Consider the following 20,469-nt stretch of genomic DNA (forward strand, 5'->3'; position numbering starts at 1 on the left):
TGGCCGTCCGTTATGGTCGGTGCGGATGCCAGAAATCGCACGCTCGTGCTATTTTAGCCAGACTTCTTTCGATCGCAGCGGATTTCATATGCAGACTATCGGGATTGTGGGCACCGGCGCCATGGGGCGCGGCATTGCACAGATCGCGGCCCAGGCAGGTTTGCGCGTCAAACTGTTCGACGCCAATCCGCAAGCCGTGGAAGCGGCGCGCACGGCGCTGGCCGACACGCTGGCCAAGCTGGCCGCCAAGGGCAAGCTCACAGCAGATGAAGCTGACGCCACAATCGCCCGCCTGATTCCGGCCGGCGCCCTCTCCGACCTGGCCGACTGCGATCTGGTGGTCGAGGCCATCGTCGAGAAGCTCGACGTCAAGCGCGACCTCTTCCGTCAACTCGAAGACATCGTCCGCGCGGATGCCATCCTGGCGTCGAATACCTCATCGCTGTCGATCACCGCGATTGCCGCGACATGCAAACACCCGGAGCGCGTCGCTGGTTTCCACTTCTTCAACCCGGTTCCGCTGATGAAGGTGGTCGAAGTCATCGACGGCCTGCGCAGCGCACCCGCCACCGGTGACGCCCTGGCCGCACTGGCCAAGCGCATGGGTCACACCGCCGTGCGCTGCATCGACATGCCGGGCTTCATCGTCAACCACGCCGGGCGCGGCATGAATACCGAAGGGCTGCGCGTGGCGCAGGAAAGTGTGGCGGCCTATGCGGACATCGACGCCATCATGCGCGAGCAGGCCGGCTTCCGCATGGGGCCGTTCGAGTTGATGGACCTCACAGGGCTGGATGTTTCGCACCCGGTGATGGAATCGGTCTACCGCCAGTTCTACGACGAGCCGCGCTATCGTCCGTCGCAGATCACGGCGTTGCGCTTTGCCGGCAGCATTCTGGGCCGCAAGACGGGCGAAGGGTTCTACCGCTATCCGGAAGGACAGAAACAGGTGCCGGCTGAAGCGCCCGCCCCGTCCGCGCGCCCGTCTTCAGTGTGGATCAGCCGCGCGCATGACGCCGGCCACGCCGCAGCGCAGCGCCTGTTGCTCGATCTGGGCATTACGCCCGAAGGCGGTTCCAAACCGTCCGCCGACGCATTGATCATCGTCACGCCGCGCGGGCTGGATGCCACGGCCTGCGTGACCGCCGAGGGGCTCGACGCACGCCGCACCGTGGCGCTCGACACGCTCTATCCGTTTGCCGCCACCAAGCGCCGCACGCTGATGACCACACCCGCCACCGACGCAGCCTACCGCGATGCCGCACACGGCTTGCTCGCGTCCGACGGCGTACCGGTCACGGTGATCCGCGATTCGGGTGGCTTTGTCGCGCAGCGCATCGTCGCATGCATCGTCAACATCGCGTGCGATATCGCACAGCAGCGCATTGCTACGCCCACCGACATCGACCTCGCCGTCACGCTGGGGCTCGGTTATCCCAAAGGGCCGCTGGCACTCGGCGATACGCTGGGCACGAACGCCATCCTGGAAGTCCTGCAGAATCTCTACGCGCTTTATGGCGATCCGCGCTATCGCCCGAGCCCGTGGCTGCTGCGCCGTGCCCGTCTGGGCATGTCGCTGCTCACGCCTGATGCCTGACGCCTGATTGCCGCTTACCCTGACGAGGCCGCCATGACCGCGCAACTGCTCTCCAAACGCATCGGTTCGACGCTGGTGCTGACGCTGTCCAACCCTGACGCGCGCAACGCGCTGGACCCGGTGATGTACACCGCGTCGATGGAAGCGCTGGACCGCGCCGCCAACGACAACGAGATCCGCGCCATCATCTTCACGGGCGACGGCAACGCCTTCTGTGCGGGCGGTAATCTGAACCGCCTGCTGGAAAACCGTAGCAAGCCGCGCAGCGTTCAAGAAGAAGGCATCGACGCGCTCAACCACTGGATCGAGACGATCCGCACGTTTCCCAAGCCGGTGATCGCCGCGGTGGAGGGCCCAGCGGCCGGCGCAGGTTTCTCGCTGGTGCTGGCGTGCGATTTTGCGATTGCCGCGTCGGATGCGAAGTTCGTGATGGCGTATGTGAACGTGGCGCTTACGCCGGACGGCGGCGGCTCATGGCACATCGCGCGCTTCCTGCCGCGCCCGCTGGCGAGCGAAATCATCATGCTCGGCAAGCCTGTCAGCGCGGAGCGGCTGGCGCACTTCGGGCTCATCAATGAGGTGGTCAAACCTGGCGAGGCGCTGGACCAGGCATTGGCACTCGCGGAAAAACTCGCTGCGCAATCGCCGCACGCGGTGGGCCGCATCAAGGGCCTGATCGCCCACGCCGAAGACGCCTCGCTGCACGATCACCTCAAGGCCGAGCAGCACAGCTTTGTCGAAGCGCTGCACCACGCCGATGGCAACGAAGGCATCTCGGCCTTCCTGCAAAAGCGCAAACCCCAATACCGCTAGTTTCAGGCTCGCATGGTTCCCTTCCCGACACCCAACCGCCGCCGCGTCTACCTGATGCGTCACGGCGCCGTCACGTACTTCGACGAAACCGGCCGGCCCGTTCCGTCGCCCGAGGCCGTGCCGCTCAACGAACTGGGCCGCAGCCAAGCCACCGCTGCCGGCAAGATCTTCGCCGCCGAGAACATCGTCTTCGACCGCGTGATCGTCAGTGGCTTGCCGCGCACGGTGGAAACCGCGCAGCGTGTGCTGGCCGAGATGCCCGCGATGCAGGAACGCGGCATTGCGCTTGAACACTGGCCCGAGCTGCAGGAAATCCGAGGCGGCAAGCTGGCAGAAATTCCCGAGCACGAACTCGCGCAAGCCTTCATCGGCGCGTTTGAAGGCACGGTGTCGGAAGACCGGCGCTTCCTCAACGGCGAGAGCATCGGCGAGTTTCTTGACCGCGTGACGCCGGCCATCGCCAGACTGCGTTCGCAAACCGACTGGGACACCGTGCTGCTCGTGCTGCATGGCGGCACCAACCGCGCGATCCTCTCGCATGCCATCACCGGCGGCGAGCGCGTGTTCTTCGGCAGCTTGGCCCAGACCGCCGGCTGCATCAACGTGCTCGATGTTGGTGATGCCCCGACCGACTGGGTGCTGCGCATGAGCAACTTCTCGGCACCCTCGCCCGCGCATCTCGGCTCGCGGCTGACGACGATGGAAGTGCTGCTGCAGCAGTACCTTCGCCATCGCCAACCGACCTGAACTTTCCTCGATACACAAGAAGATTCGGAGACACACCCATGGCACAAACGGACCAGCAGGATTTTTCCGCCTTCGAGGGCACGCGCCCCGTGGCAGAACAGCAGAAGTTCGACATTGGCGCGCTGGAAGCGTGGATGCGCGAACACGTGGCCGGCTTTGCCGGCCCGCTCACGGTTGAACAGTTCAAGGGCGGCCAGTCGAACCCGACGTTCAAGCTGATCACGCCGTCGCGCACGTACGTGATGCGCGCGAAGCCTGGCCCCAAGGCGAAGTTGCTGCCGTCGGCACACGCCATCGAGCGCGAATATCGGGTGATGGATGCGCTCGCCAAGACCGACGTCCCCGTCGCGAAGATGTATGCGCTGTGCGAAGACGAAGCCGTGATCGGCCGCGCCTTCTACATCATGGAGTTCGTACAGGGCCGCGTGCTGTGGGATCAGGCCCTACCCGGCATGGCGCCCGCCGAGCGCACCGCGATCTATGACGAGATGAACCGCGTCATTTCTGCGCTGCACACGGTGGACTACGCCGCCATCGGCCTGGCCGACTACGGCAAACCCGGCAACTATTTCGCGCGCCAGATCGAGCGCTGGAGCAAGCAGTACAAGCTGTCGGAAACCGAGTCGATTCCGGCCATGGACAACCTGATCGAATGGCTGCCCAAGCACGTGCCGCAGGAAGCCGAGGAAATCACCAGCATCGTTCACGGCGACTACCGGCTCGACAACCTGATCTTCCACCCGACCGAGCCGCGTGTGCTGGCCATCCTCGATTGGGAACTCTCGACGCTGGGCCACCCGCTGGCCGATTTCAGCTACCACTGCATGAGCTGGCACATCGAGCCGGGTCAGTTCCGCGGCGTGGCAGGTCTGGACTTCGCCGCCCTCGGCATCCCCACAGAAGCCGAGTACATCCGCCAATACGAAGAACGCACCGGCCGCCGCATCACAGGCGACTGGAACTTCTACCTCGCCTACAACATGTTCCGCATTGCCGGCATCCTGCAGGGGATCATGAAGCGCGTGGTGGATGGCACGGCGTCGTCGGCGCAGGCGATGGAAGCGGGCAAGCGCGCCCGCCCGATGGCCGAACTGGGCTGGAAGTACGCCCAGCAGGCCGGCGCCTGACGCCGCGGCTTTACTCGTGCTCGCGCGCTGCTTCCAGAGGACCGGACAGCGGCGCCTCCAGCTCCAGCACCACCCCGCCCGGCAACTGCACGAAGATCTGTGCAGCAGGCCGCGCGGGGTGTTTTTTTACCTGGTGCGGGATGCCGCTTTCGCGCACGGCGGCCAGCACATCGGCCGCGTCCTTCCCGGTGCGGAACGCGATATGCGAGAACACCAGCTCCGGCGTATCGCCCTCCTGCGTCACGAGATGGACCAGCGCATCATCGTTCTGGTATAGCCACGTGCCGGGAAACGGAAACGCCGGGCGCGGCCCCGGTTTCCAGCCGAGCACATCGGCGAAGAATTTCAGGATGGGCGCATCTCCTGCCACGTGAAAGTTCACGTGGTCGAAGGTCCAATCGCCGTCGGGTGTCATAGCAAACCGCCTCCTTCAATGTCGATGATGGCGCCGGTCATGAAACCGTTGGTCATGGCCAGCAGGTAGCCTTGGGCGAGGTCTTCCGGCGTGCCGACGCGGCCGACCGGCAGGCCGCTGCCGATGCGCGCAAGCATGGCCTGCCGATCTGCCGGCGCACCCCATACTTCCGTATCCACCACACCGGGGCTGATCACGTTGACACGACGCGGTGCCAGTTCCTTCGCCAGGTTCTTGCCAGCAGCTTCCACCGCCGCGTTGATCGAGCCACGCAGCAGGCCGGTTGCTGTCGCCTTGCGTGAAAGCAGGCCAGAGGTGAGCGTAATCGATGCGCGTTCCGCCAGATGTGGCAATGCGGCCTGCACTGCCATCAAGGCGGCAAAGAACTTGGTGCCAAACGCCTGTTCCAGGTCAGCACGTTGCAGCGCGGCAAACGGCGGTGGGCTCGTACGCGAGCCGATGGTGATGACGAGATGGTCGATCTTGCCGCTGGGCGACAACTGGGCTGCCTGCGCCAGCGCGCTGGCGAGCGACGCCGTGTCGTTCGCGTCGACGGCAATGCCGTGCGCGCCATCCGCCGCTTTGGCCGAGCGCCCCAGCACCGTCACGCGCGCCCCTTCGGCTACAGCCGCGCGTGCCACCGCCTGGCCAATACCGGCCGTACCGCCCAACACCACCACGGACTGATCCTGCAAGGTCTTCGAAGTCATGCCAATGCTCCTTTGTTTTGAGAGGAGGAAAGAAAAAACTGTCAATCAATTGGGCCATTCTTTCATCAAACAAAAGCAAGATAATCTGGCTATGCTTTGATGATTCTCCAAATCTGCTTTGACAATGATCGCCCTCGACGACCTCCGACTGCTGGTGCGCATCGCCGACGCCGGCAACCTTTCCGCCGCTGCGCGCCAGCTCGGTTGGCTGCCCGCCACCGCCAGCGCAGCGCTCAAGCGCGTGGAGACCGAACTCGGCGCCCGCCTGTTCGAGCGCACCACGCGCAGCATGCGGCCGACCGAAGCCGGCCAGCGTTATCTAGGGTATGCAAGACAGGCGCTGGAGGCACTGGACGAAGGCGCCGAAAGCCTGGGGCAGGACCGCACCGAGCTGTCCGGCCCCATCCGCATTGCCGCCACATCGGACCTCGGGCGACACATCCTGCGCCCATGGCTCGACGCCTTTTGCGATGAGCACCCCGGCGTGCGGATCACGCTGGTGCTGGGCGACCGGCTGGCCGACCTGATGCGCGAAGACCTCGACTTTGCGCTGCGCTACGGGCATCTGCAGGATTCGGCGCTGGTGCGGCGGCCCCTTGCGTCACATCCGCGCGTGATCGTGGGCGCGCCGTCGTACTTCAAGAAGCATGGCCGGCCTGCACACCCGAGCGACCTCGCCGACCACCGCTGCCTGATCCTCCTGCGCAACGGCGAGCCCGTCACGCGCTGGCAACTCACGCACGCCAGCGGCCCTGCCCCGATCGACGTACGCGGCGATTTCCAATGCGACGACGGCGCCGTGGTGCGCGACTGGGCGGTCGCCGGGCGCGGCCTGGCATTCAAATCGTGGCTGGATGTCGCGCAAGACGTGAGCGCAGGCCGGCTGGAGGTGGCATTGCCGGCGTGGAGCCATGCGCCCACGCCGCTGCAGCTCGTGGCCCTTGCGCGCCGCCATCGGCCTGCGCGGCTGACGGCGTGTGCGGACTTTCTCGCCGCGCGCTTTGCCGAGTTCAGCGCGCGTTATCCGTTCCCGTCCGCACAGGGGGCAGCGGCATCGCAAAAGCTGGCCAAGGCGGCCAAGCCGACCAAAACCAAGTCGGCCGTCACCGCGAACACGTAGGTGTCCTTAATGGTTGTTGCGGCGGCGGACCACCCACCACGCAACGACCACGGTGAATGCCGCCACCAGCCCCACCATCAGCCAGAAACCGGGGCACACCGAATGCTATCAATCTGTCATAAACCGGCGTGGTTACGCCATTTGCGCTGCGTAACCCCGATGATTGCGTCCGACTTTCCGTTCGTCAACGCCCGTCGGCGAATGCCGCCACAGCATCGTCCAGGGCGACCTCCGCCATCGCGGCGAACACGTGGTCGCGCAGCCAGCGGCTGGCGGCATCCTGGTCGCTGTTGGTGTGCCAGTACAGGTACAGCTCAAGCGGCTGCACGTTGAACGGCAGGGGCAGCATCACGTTGCCATACGGCTCGTTGGCAATGCGCGCATAGCGGATCGGCAACGTGGCAAGCAGGTCCGTGCAGCTCACCACGCGGCAGGCGGCCGGGTAATGCTGGCAACGCAGCCGCACGCGCCGCTCGTGGCCAAGGCGACGCAGCTCCACATCCTCCAGCCCTGCGCCACGGCGCCGCGACGACACATGCACGTGTTCACACGCCAGGTAGCGCTCCAGCGTCAGCGGTTCATGCGCGATGGGGTGGCCGGGGCGCGCCAGCACCACCATCGGATCGGTCAGCAGCGGCGCATGCCGGATGGCTGGGGATGCCGGCAGCAGAATGTCCGCCGCTGCGTCGATGGTGCCGGCCAGCAACTCGGTTTCGAGCTGGCGGCGGTCTCCGCGCACGGTCGTGACGTCGATGCGCGGCGCCTCCTTGGCGATGGCCGCCATGAGCGGCGGCAGCAACGTCGCTTCCAGCGCATCGCGCATCGACAACGTGAAGCGGCGCTCGCTCGTGGCGGGGTCGAAACGCGTGCCTTCACGCAGGGTGCGCTCGAAGCCCTGCAGCGCCGTGCGGACCTCCGCAATGAGCGTGCGCGCCAGCGGCGTCGGCACCATGCCCTGCCCGCGCCGCTCGAACAGCGGGTCGTCAAACAGTTCGCGCAGCCGCCCCAGGGCGTGGCTGACCGCCGGCTGCGTCAGGTTGAGCGTGCGGGCGGCCGCGGTAATCCCGCCTTCCGTATAGATGGCGTCGAAGACGACGAACAGGTTCAGATCGACGCGCGATATATGCATGACATTGATGGACCGCAATCTACGAAATTCATTTCTCTTATTGTAGGCGAAGGCTTATTCTGCGGACACCACTTGGGAGTTGCGCCACGCGCCATGACCACATCCCCCGATCTCGCCGTTCCCCCGGGCTTTGTTCTGCTGAACAAGCCGAGCCCTTTCCTGACGATGCTGGGGCCGGTGTATGCCAAGGGGATGGGCGCGTCGATGGTGATGGGTTTTCACGTGCAGCATCACCACCTGAACCGGCGCGGCATCCTGCACGGCGGCGTGGTGGCATCGCTGGCCGATGCGGCGCTCGGCTATTGCCTGGCCGAGCCCGGCGAAGGCACCGGCGGCGCCCTGGCCATGTCCACCGCCAGCCTGACTGTGGATTTCATCGCCTCTGCCGGAGAAGGCGACTGGATCCAGATCACCCCGGAGGGATTGCGCACGGGCAGCAAACTGGCCTTTGCGCAGGCCCTCTTCCATCGCGGCGACCGGCTGATTGCGCGCGCGAGTGCCGTGTTTGCAGTGCTCGGCGGACATGTTTGATGCATGGCCGAGCCCGACTGAACTGAGTTGATGGTTGCCCGTTCGGGGCGCTTGTTCGATGTACTGAGGAGACACCATGAATTTCGATTACACGCCCAAGGTCAAGGACATGCAGGCACGCCTGCTCGCATTCTTCGACCAGCACATCTACCCGAATGAGCACCGCTTCCACGAAGAAATCGAGGCCAACCGCCGCGCCGGCAATGCGTGGATCCCGACCAAGGTGATCGAAGAACTCAAGCCGCTGGCACGCAAGGCCGGGCTGTGGAACCTGTTCCTGCCGCGTTCGCCGCGCGCGCCCGAAGGGCTGTCGAACCTCGAATACGCGCCGCTGTGCGAGATCATGGGCCGCGTGCCCTGGGCGCCGGAAGTGTTCAACTGTTCCGCGCCCGACACCGGCAACATGGAGACGCTTGAGCGCTATGCGTCGGAAGAACTGAAAGACCGCTGGCTGGAGCCGCTGCTGCGCGGTGAGATCCGCTCGGCCTTCCTGATGACCGAACCGGCCGTGGCTTCGTCGGACGCCACCAACATCGAATGCCGCATCGAACGCCAGGGCGACGAATACGTCATCAACGGCCGCAAGTGGTGGTCGTCGGGCGCCGGCGACCCGCGCTGCGCCGTCTACATCGTCATGGGCAAGACCAACCCGGATGCCGGCCGCCACGAGCAGCAATCGATGATCGTGGTGCCAGCCAATGCGCCGGGCATCACGGTCATGCGCCCGCTGTCGGTGTTCGGTTACGACGATGCGCCGCACGGCCACATGGAAGTCGACCTGAAAGACGTGCGCGTGCCGGTGGGCAACATCCTCCTGGGTGAAGGCCGCGGTTTCGAGATCGCTCAAGGCCGCCTGGGCCCGGGCCGCATCCACCACTGCATGCGCAGCATCGGCGTGGCCGAGCGTGCGCTGGAGCTGATGTGCAAGCGCCTGTCGTCGCGCATCGCATTCGGCAAGGCCATTGCGCAGCACAGCGTCTGGCACGAACGCATTGCCGAAGCGCGCTGCATGATCGAGCAGGCCCGCCTGCTGACGCTCAAGGCCGCGTACATGATGGACACCGTCGGCAACAAGGTCGCCAAGGCCGAGATCGCGATGATCAAGGTCGTGGCACCGAACATCGCCTGCCAGATCGTCGACTGGGCGATCCAGGCACACGGCGGCGGCGGCGTGTCGGGTGATTTCCCGCTGGCTTCGGCCTACGCCCACCAGCGCACGCTGCGTCTGGCCGACGGCCCGGATGAAGTGCACCGCGCGGCCATCGCCAAGCTGGAACTGGCCAAGCATCTGCACCTGAAAGACGTTGTCGACATGCCGGTCACACGCGGCGCCTGACCTGCGGCACGGCTGTACCGTTCACTCCTTAACCCCGCCTTGAGCGGGGATTTTTTTGCCCGCTGCCCGGCGTCTGCGCGTTTCTCGGTTCTGTGCTGGAATGGAACACTTTGCAGGCTGCTGGTGGCCTGCACCTCTCTTCCCGGCCAGAAGCCAAGGAGCCAACTCGATGATCGACGTCTATAGCTGGGCCACGCCCAACGGGCACAAAGTGCACATCATGCTGGAAGAATGCGAGCTGCCTTACCGCGTTCACGGCATCAACATCGGCGCCGGCGACCAGTTCAAGCCCGACTTCCTCAAGATCAGCCCCAACAACAAGATCCCGGCCATCGTCGATCAGGATGGCCCCGACGGCAAACCGATCTCGCTGTTCGAATCGGGCGCGATCCTGCTGTACCTCGCCGGCAAGACCGGCAAGTTCCTGCCCGACGACGTGCGTGGCAAATACGAAGTGCTGCAGTGGCTGATGTTCCAGATGGGCGGCGTCGGCCCGATGCTCGGCCAGGCGCACCACTTCCGCATCTACGCGCCCGAGAAGATCGAATACGCGATCAACCGCTATACGAACGAAGCCAAGCGACTGTACGGCGTGATCGACAAGCGCCTGGGCGAATCCAAGTACCTCGGCGGCGCGGAGTACTCCATCGCCGACATCGCCACGTGGCCGTGGCTGCGCAGTTGGAAGAACCAGGGGATCGAACTGTCGGACTACCCCAAGCTGCAGCGCTGGTTTGAAGCCATTGAAGAACGCCCCGCCGTGCAGCGCGCGGTGAAAGTGCTGGCCAAGGAACGGCCGGCTGTGCAGGACGACAAGGCAAATGAAATCCTGTTTGGCGCCACGCAGTATCAGCGCCGTTGAGCCGCACACGCATCACGAGACAAAAGGCCGCGCATGCGGCCTTTTTAATGGCCGTTAGCAGGGCGCACCCCGCGCCGGTCCTACACTGAGCGCATGCGGATTCTCCTGGAGCAATCATGGCGGCATCAGCCAGGTTTGGTTTTGCAGCGGTGATTTCGGTACTCGGCTATCTCGCGCTCGCAGCGTGGGGCTGGGGCGGCGTTGGCCCGCTGCTTGCGCATCCGGCACGCGTGGCGCTGGTGGTGGTGACGGCTGCGCTGACGATTGCTGCAATGTTCGCAGGCGGCAATCTCAGCGCCGGTGAGCGAGAGGACCGGTCCAACCGGTGGGTGTTGCCCGTGTTTGGCTTGATCGGCCTCGTCAGCGCCTGGCTGCCGGCGTATACGGACCGGCACGACCTCTTTTGCATCGACGGCGATTTGGTGAGGTGGCTGGGTGTGGTGCTCTATGCCGCGGGCGGCGCCCTGCGGTTGTGGCCCGTGCATGTGCTGGGCAACCGCTTCAGCGGACTGGTGGCGATTCAGCCGGGCCATACGCTGATGACCAGCGGCATCTACCGCTACGTGCGCAACCCCAGTTACGTGGGATTACTGGTCAGTACGCTGGGATGGGGCCTGGGATTCCGGGCGGTGGCCGGCGTGGTGCTCACCGCATTGCTGATTCCGCCGCTGGTGGCACGCATGCACGCTGAGGAAGCCCTGCTGCAATCGCAATTTGGCGCCGAATACGACGCATACCGTGCCCGGACCTGGCGCCTGATTCCTGGCTTGTACTAGCGCCTCGTTCAAAGCGGCAGCGCAAGACACTGGACATCCGGCGCCGTATAAGGCGTCGGATACGGCGACCTGGGCCCCACCTCCAGCCGCATCGGGGCAAGCGCAAGCACCTCGGCTTCGTTGCGCTCGCGCGTAGTCAGCGCCGGCCCCGGCGGAGCGGGCCGGACCAGCGGCTCGTTGATGGCGCAGCGCACATGCTTGCCGTCATGCAGGCGCACCTCCATCGTGTAAGACGGGCCCGAGACGACGGGAGTGCACGCCGCTGCACCCCAGGCGAATGCCACCAGCAGCAGCCAACGACGTGTTCCCATCCGGCACCTCCCATCACGCACAGACCACCGTGGATTTGACTTGCCGTGCGATCGGGAGTGCCCCGTATCCGGCTCCTCAGGCCGCCAGCATCCCCTGCCGCTCAATGAACCTGATGACCTCATCCAACCCACCCTGCGCGCGCAGATTGCACATCACGAACGGCCGATCGCCGCGCATCTTGCGCGTGTCGCTCTCCATCACCTCCAGCGACGCCCCGACATACGGCGCCAGGTCGGTCTTGTTGATGATGAGCAGGTCCGACTTGGTGATGCCCGGGCCGCCCTTGCGCGGGATCTTCTCGCCGCCGGCCACGTCGATCACATAGATGGTCAGGTCCGACAGCTCGGGGCTGAACGTCGCCGCGAGGTTGTCGCCGCCCGACTCAATGAAGACGACATCCGCATCCGGAAACTTGGCGAGCATGCGATCCACCGCTTCAAGGTTGATCGACGCATCTTCGCGGATGGCCGTGTGCGGGCAGCCGCCGGTTTCGACGCCCATGATGCGTTCGGCAGGCAGCGCGCCGGAGATGGTCAGCAGGCGCTGATCTTCCTTCGTGTAGATGTCGTTGGTGATCGCCACGAGGTCGTAGCGCTCGCGCATCGCCTTGCATAGCATTTCGAGCAGCGTGGTCTTGCCGGAGCCCACCGGGCCGCCCACGCCAACGCGCAGGGCAGGAAGTTTCTTGGTTCGCATGATGATCAGGTTCAGGAACGAAAGAGTCGTGAGTATTGCGTTTCATGCCGGGCGGACAGCACGCCCAGCCCCGGCGAAAACGTAGACAGTTCAGGCGGATGACAGGCCGCGCGGCGTGTCGCCTCCTCCACCGCACGCGCCACCGCTGCGTGCAGGCCAAAGAGAATCCGTTGCCCCGCAGCCTGCCCGAGCGGCACGGCCTTGACTGCCGCCGCCATCTGGTTTTCCACCCAGGCAAAGCAGTACGCCGTCACGCCATCGCGCGGGTCGACATTCAGCGCGGCAGCAGCGGCGGCAAACGCGGTCGGAAACGTCACCGAAGCGCATGCGGCCAAGGCACTGCGCAGTGCGTCATCGCCCCACGCCATCTGCTGGATGAGGCGATTGAGCGACCAGCCCATCTGAGACGTTTCGAGCCGCAGCTCGCGCGTCTCGCGGGTGGCGAGGAACCACGCATCGCGCTCGGCAACGGCATCGAAGCGGCCTGCCTGCCAGTCGGCAAACTGCAGCAGCCATAGCGGTGCCTCGCATGCGGCGAGCACGTCGAGCCCCTCGGCAATCCACGCGGCAGCCGACGCTTCGTCCGCCACGCGCCGCACATCCACCGCCGCCTCCAGCCCCTGCGAATAGCTGAACGCGCCCACCGGCAGCGCCGGGGACGCGAGATGCAGCAAGGCGGTGAGCTGCGCCGCGTTAGTCATGGTGATGGTGGTGATGGCCGCAACCGGGCCCATGGACATGGCCGTCGTCGTGGTCGTGACCATGTGCGTGATCGTGGCCATGCGAGTGACCATGATCGTGCCCGTGATGCTCGTGGTACAGCGCCTGCGCGGCCGCGTAGTCCTCTTCGAACGTCGCATCGTGGCCGTGACGATGGCCGCCACCATAGGCGCCCGCCTCGGGCTCGAACGGCGCCTCCACATGCGCGACGGTCACGCCCAGGCGGACCAGCATGTCTTCGAGCACCGGATCGGCTTCGAGCTGCAGCGCATCGGCGCTCACCTGCACGGGCGTGTGCCGATTGCCGAGGTGATACGCGGCGCGCATCAGCGCGAGCCGGTTGTCGCTGCTTACGCGCAGCACCTGCTCGGGCGCGGCCTGCACTTCCACCAGCGTGCCGTCTTCAGCGACCAGCACATCGCCGCCGCGCATGACGGTGCCCCGCGGCAACACGACGGCCACTTCACGGCCATCGTCGAGGGCGGCGCGCAGGCGGCTGCGGCTGCGCTCCAGGAATGGCAGCACCAGCTTGGGCGCACGCTTGACCAGCACGGAGGCCAGGCCATGCGGCGCGGGGAGATGTTTGTTGATGGCAAGCATCTATAGGACCTAATTCGTCATCCAACTATGAAGCTCGAAGTTCTGAAATCCAAGCGCCACGTTCTGATCTCCACGCGTGGAGTTTCGATCTCGGAGCGGCGTGGCATCCCTTGTTTCACCTCCTGCCGGGGACGATACGACGGATGGACCAACAACAAGAAACCCGAGCCCACCCCGCACCACCAGCTAGAACAAGAAATACCGCTGCGCCATCGGCAACACCTCCGCCGGCTCACAAGTCAGCACCGTCCCATCCGCCACCACCTGATACGTCTCCGGATCCACCGAAATATCCGGCTGCCAGTCGTTATGAATCATGTCCGCCTTGCTCACAGTACGCGTGCCCTTGACGACCGCCGTGGTCTTGGCCAACCCATACTGCTCCGCCACGCCAGCCGCAGCAGCCGATTGCGACAGGAACGTCAACGACGTCCGCCCCAGCGCCCCGCCCGCTGCCCCAAACATCGGCCGATAGTGCACTGGCTGCGGCGTTGGGATCGACGCATTCGCATCGCCCATCGCCGCAGAGGCAATCATCCCGCCCTTCAGGATCAGGCTCGGCTTCACGCCAAAGAACGCAGGCTTCCACAGCACGAGGTCTGCCCACTTGCCGACTTCAACCGAGCCGACTTCATGTGCGATGCCGTGCGTGAGCGCGGGGTTGATCGTGTACTTCGCCACGTACCGCTTGACGCGGAAGTTGTCATGTCCGCCCCGCGCATCGTTCGGATCACCGGCCAGCTTGCCGCGCTGCACCTTCATCTTGTGTGCGGTCTGCCACGTACGCAGCACGACTTCGCCGACGCGGCCCATGGCCTGCGAATCGCTGGAGATCATCGAGAACGCGCCCAGGTCGTGCAGGATGTCTTCGGCGGCGATCGTCTCGCGGCGGATGCGGCTTTCGGCAAAGGCGATGTCTTCGGCGATGGACGCATCGAGGTGATGGCACACCATCAACATGTCGAGGTGCTCGTCCAGCGTGTTGACGGTGAACGGCCGCGTCGGGTTGGTCGATGACGGCAGCACGTTCGATTCACCGCACACACGGATGATGTCCGGTGCATGCCCGCCGCCCGCGCCTTCCGTGTGATACGTGTGGATCGTGCGGCCCTTGAACGCAGCGACGGTCGCTTCAACGAAGCCCGATTCGTTCAACGTATCGGTGTGGATGGCGACCTGCGTATCGGTGTCGTCGGCCACGCCCAAGCAGCAATCGATGGCGGCGGGCGTGGAGCCCCAGTCTTCGTGCAGCTTCAGGCCGATGGCGCCTGCGTCGATCTGCTCGCGCAGCGCGCCCGGCAGGCTGCCGTTGCCCTTGCCGAGGAAGCCGATGTTCATCGGGTACGCATCCGCGGCCTGCAGCATGCGCTGCATGTGCCACGGGCCCGGCGTGCAGGTGGTGGCATAGGTGCCGGTGGCGGGGCCAGTGCCGCCGCCAATCATCGTCGTCACGCCGCTGTTGAGCGCCTCATCGATCTGCTGCGGGCAGATGAAGTGGATGTGCGTGTCGACGCCGCCGGCGGTGACGATCATGCCTTCGCCCGCGATGATCTCGGTGCCGGGGCCGATGACGATGGTCACGCCGGGCTGGATGTCCGGATTGCCCGCCTTGCCGATCGCCGAGATGCGCCCGTTCTTCAGGCCGATGTCAGCCTTGACGATGCCCCAGTGGTCGATGATCAGCGCGTTGGTGATGACGGTGTCGGTGCAGTCTTTCGATTCGCGCTGGCTCTGGCCCATGCCGTCGCGGATGACCTTGCCGCCGCCGAATTTCACTTCCTCGCCGTAGACGGTGAAGTCGCGCTCGACTTCGACGATGAGGTCGGTGTCGGCCAGACGCAGGCGGTCGCCCGTCGTGGGGCCGAACATTTCCGCATAGGCGCGGCGATTGATCTTCAATGTCATGTCCGTGTCTCGCTCAAAGCTTGCCCATCACACGGCCGGCGAAGCCGTAGACCACGCGATCACCCGCCAGCGCCACGAGTTCGACCGTACGCTCCTGCCCCGGCTCGAAGCGCACGGCGGTGCCGGCGGCGATGTTCAGCCGAAAGCCGCGCGCAGCTTCGCGGTCAAAGCGCAGCGCGTCGTTCACTTCATAGAAGTGGTAGTGCGAGCCGATCTGCACCGGGCGATCGCCCGTGTTGGCCACCGTTACCGTCACCGTGGGGCGGCCTGCGTTGAGTTCCAGATCGCCGTCTTGCGGCAGGAGTTCGCCGGGGATCATGGTGAAAGCCCCCTCAGATCGCCGTAACCAGCAGGCCTGCGCCGTACAGCGCCACACCCACACCCGACAGACGCGCCAGCCACGCCATGCGCGGCTTCAGTGCAAAGCCCGCGCCGATGCCGGCGGTATGCAGCAGCGCCGTCGCCACGGCAAAGCCGCCAACGAAATACGGGAACATGGCCTGCGCGCCTGCGGGGAATTCCGTGCCGTGCGCATAGCCGTGGAACAGCGCGAACGCGCCGCACAGCAGTGCACCGCCCCAGGTCGGCAGCTGCGCGCGTGCGGCAATCAGCAGGCCGAACACCAGCAGCGATGCGGCAATCATCGGCTCAGCCATCGGCAGCGCCCCGCCGCCGGCGCCGAGCAGCGCGCCCAGGATCATCAACGCGACAAAGGCGACCGGCGCCCACAACGCGTCGCGCACCGAGCGCGAGGCCAGTGCGCTCCACACACCCACGGCCACCATCGCCAGGAGGTGATCTGCACCGGTGAGCGGATGCAGGAACCCCGCGAGCAGGCTGCCCTCGGCGGTATGGCCCGGATGCCCCGGGTGAGCGAAGGCAACAGAGGCGCCAAACGTGAGCGCAATGGCCGCAGCGGGCCGGACGAAGCGAGACAGGGTAGGCGTCATGGCGGGACTCGTAGTGGTGAGTGGCGTGCGGACTTCAGAACGTCAAACAATCGGGTGGTGGACGGTGACGAGCTTCGTGCCGTCCGGAAAGGTGGCCTCGACCTGGATGTCGGGAATCATCTCGGCCACGCCGTCCATCACGTCATTGCGCGTGAGCAGCGTGGTGCCGTAGTGCATCAGGTCGGCCACGGTCTTGCCGTCGCGCGCGCCTTCCATGATGGCAGCGCTGATGAAGGCGACGGCTTCCGGGTAGTTGAGCTTGAGGCCGCGGCCCTTGCGGCGCTCGGCCAGCAAGGCGGCGGTGAAGATCAGCAACTTGTCTTTTTCGCGCGGGGTCAGTTCCACGTGGGGCTCTCTTCGGTGAGGGTCAATTCAGTACAGTTCAGATCGGGCGATGCGAGGTCACGTTGCCATCATGTGGCCGTCATGTAGACCAGAGCCGCAGCGGACGGCCCGCTACGCCATGCATCGGTTCGCGCAGCGCCAGCCACGTCTGGGCCAACAAGGCACGTGCATCTTCGGGCCGGCGTGCAAGCACGCGCAGCAACAAAACGTTTGGCAGGCCGGGCGCATCTTGCGTGAGGCAGGTGACGCCCGCGCGCAGGTCGTCGTTGTACGGCAGGTGCTCGGCCATCGATTCGGCCAGGGCTTCGGTGGCGCCCTCGCCCACGGCCCACAGCGTGCCGACAACGTGGAAGCCGGCCATGCCCGTCGTCGCATTCAGCACGGGCGATTGCGCGTCGAACGCGGCCGATTCAATCCACAGCGGCTGGCCGTTGCAGCGCAATGCGGTGCGCAAGACGATACGGCCTTCGGCCCACGATTCACCGGCGGCATGGCGGCCGAGCATGGTCGCGTCCCAACCGATGGCGGTGGCGCCCGGTGCCAGATCCAGCGTCAGGTCGATGATCGGGCAGGCCTGGTTGAAGACGATGTTCTCTTGTGGCACCCAGTCGAGCCGCGCGCCTGTCTCTGCCCGGATGGCAACGCGCTGCGTGGCCGTGCGGCCGAGCGACTTGTACCACTTGGTGGCGCCGGGCGTGGTCAGCACGGCATGCGCGTCGGCACCGAGTTCGATGTTGATATCGAGCACATCGCCACCGGCAATGCCTGCGGGCGGATGCAGCATGACGGCATGGCACACGCCCTCGCCTTCCGGATACAGCGCCTTCTGCACCCGCAGCGGCCCCTGATGCCGGCACGTGGCCAGCACGGTGCGCTCACCGCGCCGTGCAAACGCCAGGCGCAGCGAGGCTTCCCAGGACGCGAACGAATCGGTCTGCGGCGGCACAGGAAAATCGGGATGGCGCATCAGGAAGGCAGCACGGCGGCTAGGAATTTTCTCATCATAGCCAGATGCCACAGATTTGGCATTCGACTTTTTCCGTCGAATGCCGGGGCATCAGCCGGGGCATCAGACGGCCACCAGATCACGCACGCCATCGGCTTCCATATTGGCGCCGTCGCCCTGGGCGATGACCTCGCCGCGGCTCATGACGACATAGCGGTCGGCAATGCTGCGCGCAAAGTCGTAGTACTGCTCGACCAGCAGCACCGACATGCCGAACTCATCGACAAGGCGCCGCAGCGTTCGGCCGATCTCCTGGATGATCGACGGCTGGATGCCCTCGGTCGGCTCGTCCAGGATCAGCAGGCGCGGCTCGCTCATCAGCGCGCGGCCGATGGCAAGTTGCTGCTGCTGGCCGCCGGACAGATCACCGCCGCGCCGGCCCTTCATCTCCTTGAGCACCGGAAACAGCTCGTAGATGAAATCGGGCACCTTGGACGGCGCACGCTTGGCGGCCGCACCAATCAGCAGGTTCTCTTCCACCGTCAGGCGCGGGAAGATCTCGCGGCCCTGCGGCACATAGGCGAGCCCCTGCGAGACACGCTCGTACGCGGGCAGTTTCTGGATGGTGCGCCCTTCCCAATCGATCGCACCGCTGGCGGTGGGCACCACCCCCATCAAGCATTTGAGCAGCGTCGTCTTGCCCACGCCGTTACGGCCAAGCAGCGTGGTCAGCTTGCCCGTGGGGACGTCAAAGCTGACGTTGCGCAGGATGTGGCTGCCGCCGTAGAACTGGTTCAGTTGTTGGACCTGCAACATATCAACGCCCCAGATAGGATTCGATCACACGCTCATCGCGCTTGACGGCATCGAGCGCGCCTTCGGCCAAGACGCTGCCTTCGGCCAGCACAGTCACGCGTCCTTCTGCCCCTGCCAGCGCAGCGACGAACTCCATGTCGTGCTCCACGACCATGATGGAGCACGTGCCGCGCAGGCCATTGAGCAACGCTGCGAGCTGCATCGTTTCTTCGTCCGTCATGCCGGCAACGGGCTCATCGAGCAGCAGAAGTTGCGGTTGCTGCATCAGCAGCATGCCGATCTCCAGCCGCTGCTTCTGGCCGTGCGAGAGCAGCCCGGCGGGCCGATAGGCCTCCGCTTCCAGATGGATGCGACCGAGCGTTTCTTCGATGCGCTGGCGGCCGTCGTTCAGCAGGCGCGCGCGCAGCGAGACCCACCAGCGCTTGTCGGCTTTCATGGCCAGTTCCAGGTTTTCCCACACGGTGTGCTGCTCGAACACGGTCGGCTTCTGGAACTTGCGGCCGATGCCGATCTGCGCGATGCGCGGCTCGGTCAGGCGCAGCAGGTCGATGGTCTGGCCGAGGAAGACACGGCCGGTCACGTCGGCGTTGCGTGGCCCCGTCTTGCCAGTAATCACGTCCATCATCGTGGTCTTGCCCGCGCCGTTGGGCCCGATGATGCAGCGCAGTTCGCCGTGGTCGATCGACAGCGTGAGCGCGTTCAGTGCGCGAAAGCCGCCAAAGCGCACCGTCACATCTTCGAGATACAGGATGGCGCCGTGCGAGACGTCGATGGTGTCCGGCTCGACCAGATGGCCCATGCCGGTGGCGGTGCCGGTCTCCGCGCGGTCGGGGAGTTCGGTGAAGGTGCTCATGCGTGGTCTCCGGTGACGGTCGCGGTTTCATGCGCCTTGGCTTGCGTGGGCGTGCGCCGCTTCATCCGCAGCTTGCCCAGCAGCCCCAGCACGCCGTTCGGCAGATACAGCGTCACCAGCACAAAAATCGCACCGAGCACGAACAGCCAGTACTCCGGCACCCACGCCGTGAGCAACGTCTTGGCCCCGTTGACGAGGAACGCGCCGATGATCGGGCCGATCAACGTGCCGCGCCCGCCCACGGCCACCCACACCGCCATCTCGATGGAATTGCCCGGGGACATCTCGCCCGGGTTGATGATGCCGACCTGCGGTACGTACAGCGCGCCCGCGATGCCGCACAGCACCGCCGAGAACGTCCAGACGAACAGCTTGTAGCCGAGCGGGTTGTAGCCGGAGAACATCACGCGCGCTTCGGCATCGCGGATGGCCGTGACCACGCGGCCGAACTTGGACGTGACGATGGCGCGGCACGCAATGAACGCCAGCACCAGCGCGACGAACGTGGCTACGAAGAGCACGGTGCGCGTAGGCAACGCCGAGATCGGGAATCCGAGGATGCGCTTGAAATCGGTAAAGCCATTGTTGCCGCCAAAGCCAGTCTCGTTGCGGAAGAACAGCAGCATGGCCGCGTACGTCATCGCTTGCGTGATGATCGACAGGTACACGCCCTTGACGCGTGAGCGGAAGGCGAAGAAGCCGAACAGCCACGCCAGCACGCCGGGCACCAGAATCACCAGCAGCATCGCCCACGCGAAGTGCTCGGTGCCGTGCCAGAACCAGGGCAGCTCTTTCCAGTCGAGGAAGACCATGAAGTCGGGCAGATCGCTCTTGTACACGCCCTCGCGTCCGATGGAACGCATCAGGTACATGCCCATCGCGTAGCCGCCCAGCGCAAAGAACACGCCGTGGCCGAGGCTGAGGATGCCGCAGTAGCCCCACACCAGATCGAGCGCCAGCGCCGCCAGCGCGTAGCACATGATCTTGCCGATGAGCGTGAGCGCATACGCCGACAGATGCAGCGGGCTGCCTTCCGGCACGAGCAACGCGCACACGGGCGCGCCAATACACACGATGAGCGACACCAGCACCAGCGCGGACCACCCGCGCCGCGACAGCAACGGCATGCGCGCCGGAATATCGAGTTTGAATTGAGTCGTCAT

24 protein-coding genes are annotated in these 20,469 nt (G+C 65.4%); 9 read left to right on the forward strand and 15 right to left on the reverse strand.

The genetic code is table 11. The annotated features are described in order from the left end of the window. The first annotated feature begins 25 nt into the window (after positions 1-25). The 4 genes from BEK68_RS08995 to BEK68_RS09010 are packed head-to-tail and all read left to right on the forward strand — an operon-like array spanning position 26 to position 4,284. A complete protein-coding gene (locus tag BEK68_RS08995; protein ID WP_137910936.1) occupies positions 26-1,597 on the forward strand; it encodes a 3-hydroxyacyl-CoA dehydrogenase in 1,572 nt (523 codons plus the stop codon). Between the two features lie 33 nt (positions 1,598-1,630). Next, a complete protein-coding gene (locus BEK68_RS09000; protein WP_012436043.1) occupies positions 1,631-2,410 on the forward strand; it encodes an oxepin-CoA hydrolase, alternative type in 780 nt (259 codons plus the stop codon). Positions 2,411-2,422: 12 nt separating this feature from the next. Next, positions 2,423-3,157 (forward strand): histidine phosphatase family protein, encoded by a 735-nt coding sequence (locus BEK68_RS09005; protein WP_012436044.1) that lies wholly within the window; start codon positions 2,423-2,425, stop codon positions 3,155-3,157. Positions 3,158-3,195: 38 nt separating this feature from the next. Beyond that, a complete protein-coding gene (locus tag BEK68_RS09010) occupies positions 3,196-4,284 on the forward strand; it encodes a phosphotransferase (protein ID WP_012436045.1) in 1,089 nt (362 codons plus the stop codon). A 10-nt stretch (positions 4,285-4,294) separates the two neighbouring features. Here BEK68_RS09010 and BEK68_RS09015 read toward each other — a convergent pair whose 3' ends face one another. Further along, on the reverse strand, positions 4,295-4,699 hold the full coding sequence (locus BEK68_RS09015; RefSeq protein WP_012436046.1) for a glyoxalase: 405 nt from the start codon (positions 4,697-4,699) through the stop codon (positions 4,295-4,297). Further along, on the reverse strand, positions 4,696-5,409 hold the full coding sequence (locus BEK68_RS09020; protein ID WP_004636503.1) for an SDR family oxidoreductase: 714 nt from the start codon (positions 5,407-5,409) through the stop codon (positions 4,696-4,698). The genes BEK68_RS09015 and BEK68_RS09020 overlap by 4 nt, the downstream gene beginning before the upstream one ends. Positions 5,410-5,533: 124 nt before the next feature. On the opposite strand from BEK68_RS09020, the gene BEK68_RS09025 reads away from it, so the two are divergent. After that, complete coding sequence (locus BEK68_RS09025; RefSeq protein ID WP_012436047.1) at positions 5,534-6,529, forward strand: LysR family transcriptional regulator; 996 nt, start codon at positions 5,534-5,536, stop codon at positions 6,527-6,529. 184 nt (positions 6,530-6,713) lie between these two features. On the opposite strand, the gene BEK68_RS09030 is transcribed toward BEK68_RS09025, so the two are convergent. Further along, on the reverse strand, positions 6,714-7,658 hold the full coding sequence (locus BEK68_RS09030) for a LysR family transcriptional regulator (RefSeq protein WP_012436048.1): 945 nt from the start codon (positions 7,656-7,658) through the stop codon (positions 6,714-6,716). A gap of 93 nt (positions 7,659-7,751) precedes the next feature. Here BEK68_RS09030 and BEK68_RS09035 point away from each other — a divergent pair, with 93 nt between their 5' ends. From BEK68_RS09035 to BEK68_RS09050, 4 genes are all read left to right on the forward strand, one after another. Beyond that, positions 7,752-8,189 carry a PaaI family thioesterase gene (locus BEK68_RS09035; RefSeq protein ID WP_012436049.1) on the forward strand — a complete coding sequence of 146 codons (438 nt, stop codon included), beginning with the start codon at positions 7,752-7,754 and terminating at the stop codon, positions 8,187-8,189. Positions 8,190-8,265: 76 nt separating this feature from the next. Next, positions 8,266-9,525: an acyl-CoA dehydrogenase family protein gene (locus tag BEK68_RS09040; RefSeq protein ID WP_004636510.1), complete on the forward strand. Its 1,260-nt coding sequence runs from the start codon at positions 8,266-8,268 to the stop codon at positions 9,523-9,525. Positions 9,526-9,694: 169 nt separating this feature from the next. Then, positions 9,695-10,387, forward strand: coding sequence for a glutathione binding-like protein (locus BEK68_RS09045; RefSeq protein ID WP_012436050.1), 693 nt, complete (start codon positions 9,695-9,697; stop codon positions 10,385-10,387). A 116-nt stretch (positions 10,388-10,503) separates the two neighbouring features. Next, the gene (locus BEK68_RS09050; protein WP_004630744.1) at positions 10,504-11,163 is read left to right on the forward strand and encodes a methyltransferase family protein; all 660 of its coding nucleotides are present in this window, start codon (positions 10,504-10,506) and stop codon (positions 11,161-11,163) included. Positions 11,164-11,171: 8 nt separating this feature from the next. On the opposite strand, the gene BEK68_RS09055 is transcribed toward BEK68_RS09050, so the two are convergent. From BEK68_RS09055 to urtC, 12 genes are all read right to left on the reverse strand, one after another. Continuing rightward, positions 11,172-11,474 carry a hypothetical protein gene (locus tag BEK68_RS09055; RefSeq protein ID WP_004630745.1) on the reverse strand — a complete coding sequence of 101 codons (303 nt, stop codon included), beginning with the start codon at positions 11,472-11,474 and terminating at the stop codon, positions 11,172-11,174. Positions 11,475-11,550: 76 nt separating this feature from the next. Further along, on the reverse strand, positions 11,551-12,171 hold the full coding sequence (ureG, locus tag BEK68_RS09060; protein ID WP_004630747.1) for an urease accessory protein UreG: 621 nt from the start codon (positions 12,169-12,171) through the stop codon (positions 11,551-11,553). Between the two features lie 11 nt (positions 12,172-12,182). Then, on the reverse strand, positions 12,183-12,872 hold the full coding sequence (locus tag BEK68_RS09065; RefSeq protein WP_012436051.1) for an urease accessory protein UreF: 690 nt from the start codon (positions 12,870-12,872) through the stop codon (positions 12,183-12,185). Further along, complete coding sequence (ureE, locus tag BEK68_RS09070; protein WP_012436052.1) at positions 12,865-13,491, reverse strand: urease accessory protein UreE; 627 nt, start codon at positions 13,489-13,491, stop codon at positions 12,865-12,867. Before ureE ends, BEK68_RS09065 begins: the two co-directional genes overlap by 8 nt. Positions 13,492-13,677: 186 nt before the next feature. Continuing rightward, positions 13,678-15,396 carry an urease subunit alpha gene (gene ureC / locus BEK68_RS09075; RefSeq protein WP_012436053.1) on the reverse strand — a complete coding sequence of 573 codons (1,719 nt, stop codon included), beginning with the start codon at positions 15,394-15,396 and terminating at the stop codon, positions 13,678-13,680. A gap of 13 nt (positions 15,397-15,409) precedes the next feature. Beyond that, the gene (locus BEK68_RS09080; protein ID WP_004630755.1) at positions 15,410-15,715 is read right to left on the reverse strand and encodes an urease subunit beta; all 306 of its coding nucleotides are present in this window, start codon (positions 15,713-15,715) and stop codon (positions 15,410-15,412) included. A gap of 13 nt (positions 15,716-15,728) precedes the next feature. Then, entirely contained in the window at positions 15,729-16,346 is a 618-nt protein-coding gene (locus BEK68_RS09085; RefSeq protein ID WP_012436054.1) for a HupE/UreJ family protein, read from the reverse strand. Positions 16,347-16,388: 42 nt separating this feature from the next. After that, complete coding sequence (locus tag BEK68_RS09090) at positions 16,389-16,691, reverse strand: urease subunit gamma (RefSeq protein WP_004630759.1); 303 nt, start codon at positions 16,689-16,691, stop codon at positions 16,389-16,391. A 79-nt stretch (positions 16,692-16,770) separates the two neighbouring features. Then, complete coding sequence (locus tag BEK68_RS09095) at positions 16,771-17,658, reverse strand: urease accessory protein UreD (protein WP_004630760.1); 888 nt, start codon at positions 17,656-17,658, stop codon at positions 16,771-16,773. A gap of 102 nt (positions 17,659-17,760) precedes the next feature. Beyond that, on the reverse strand, positions 17,761-18,453 hold the full coding sequence (gene urtE, locus BEK68_RS09100; protein ID WP_012436055.1) for an urea ABC transporter ATP-binding subunit UrtE: 693 nt from the start codon (positions 18,451-18,453) through the stop codon (positions 17,761-17,763). A gap of 1 nt (position 18,454) precedes the next feature. Next, positions 18,455-19,306: an urea ABC transporter ATP-binding protein UrtD gene (gene urtD, locus BEK68_RS09105; RefSeq protein WP_012436056.1), complete on the reverse strand. Its 852-nt coding sequence runs from the start codon at positions 19,304-19,306 to the stop codon at positions 18,455-18,457. Next, positions 19,303-20,469 carry an urea ABC transporter permease subunit UrtC gene (urtC, locus tag BEK68_RS09110; protein WP_012436057.1) on the reverse strand — a complete coding sequence of 389 codons (1,167 nt, stop codon included), beginning with the start codon at positions 20,467-20,469 and terminating at the stop codon, positions 19,303-19,305. The genes urtD and urtC overlap by 4 nt, the downstream gene beginning before the upstream one ends.

Origin of the sequence: Ralstonia pickettii (genome assembly GCF_001699815.1) — a bacterium.
GTDB lineage: Bacteria > Pseudomonadota > Gammaproteobacteria > Burkholderiales > Burkholderiaceae > Ralstonia > Ralstonia thomasii.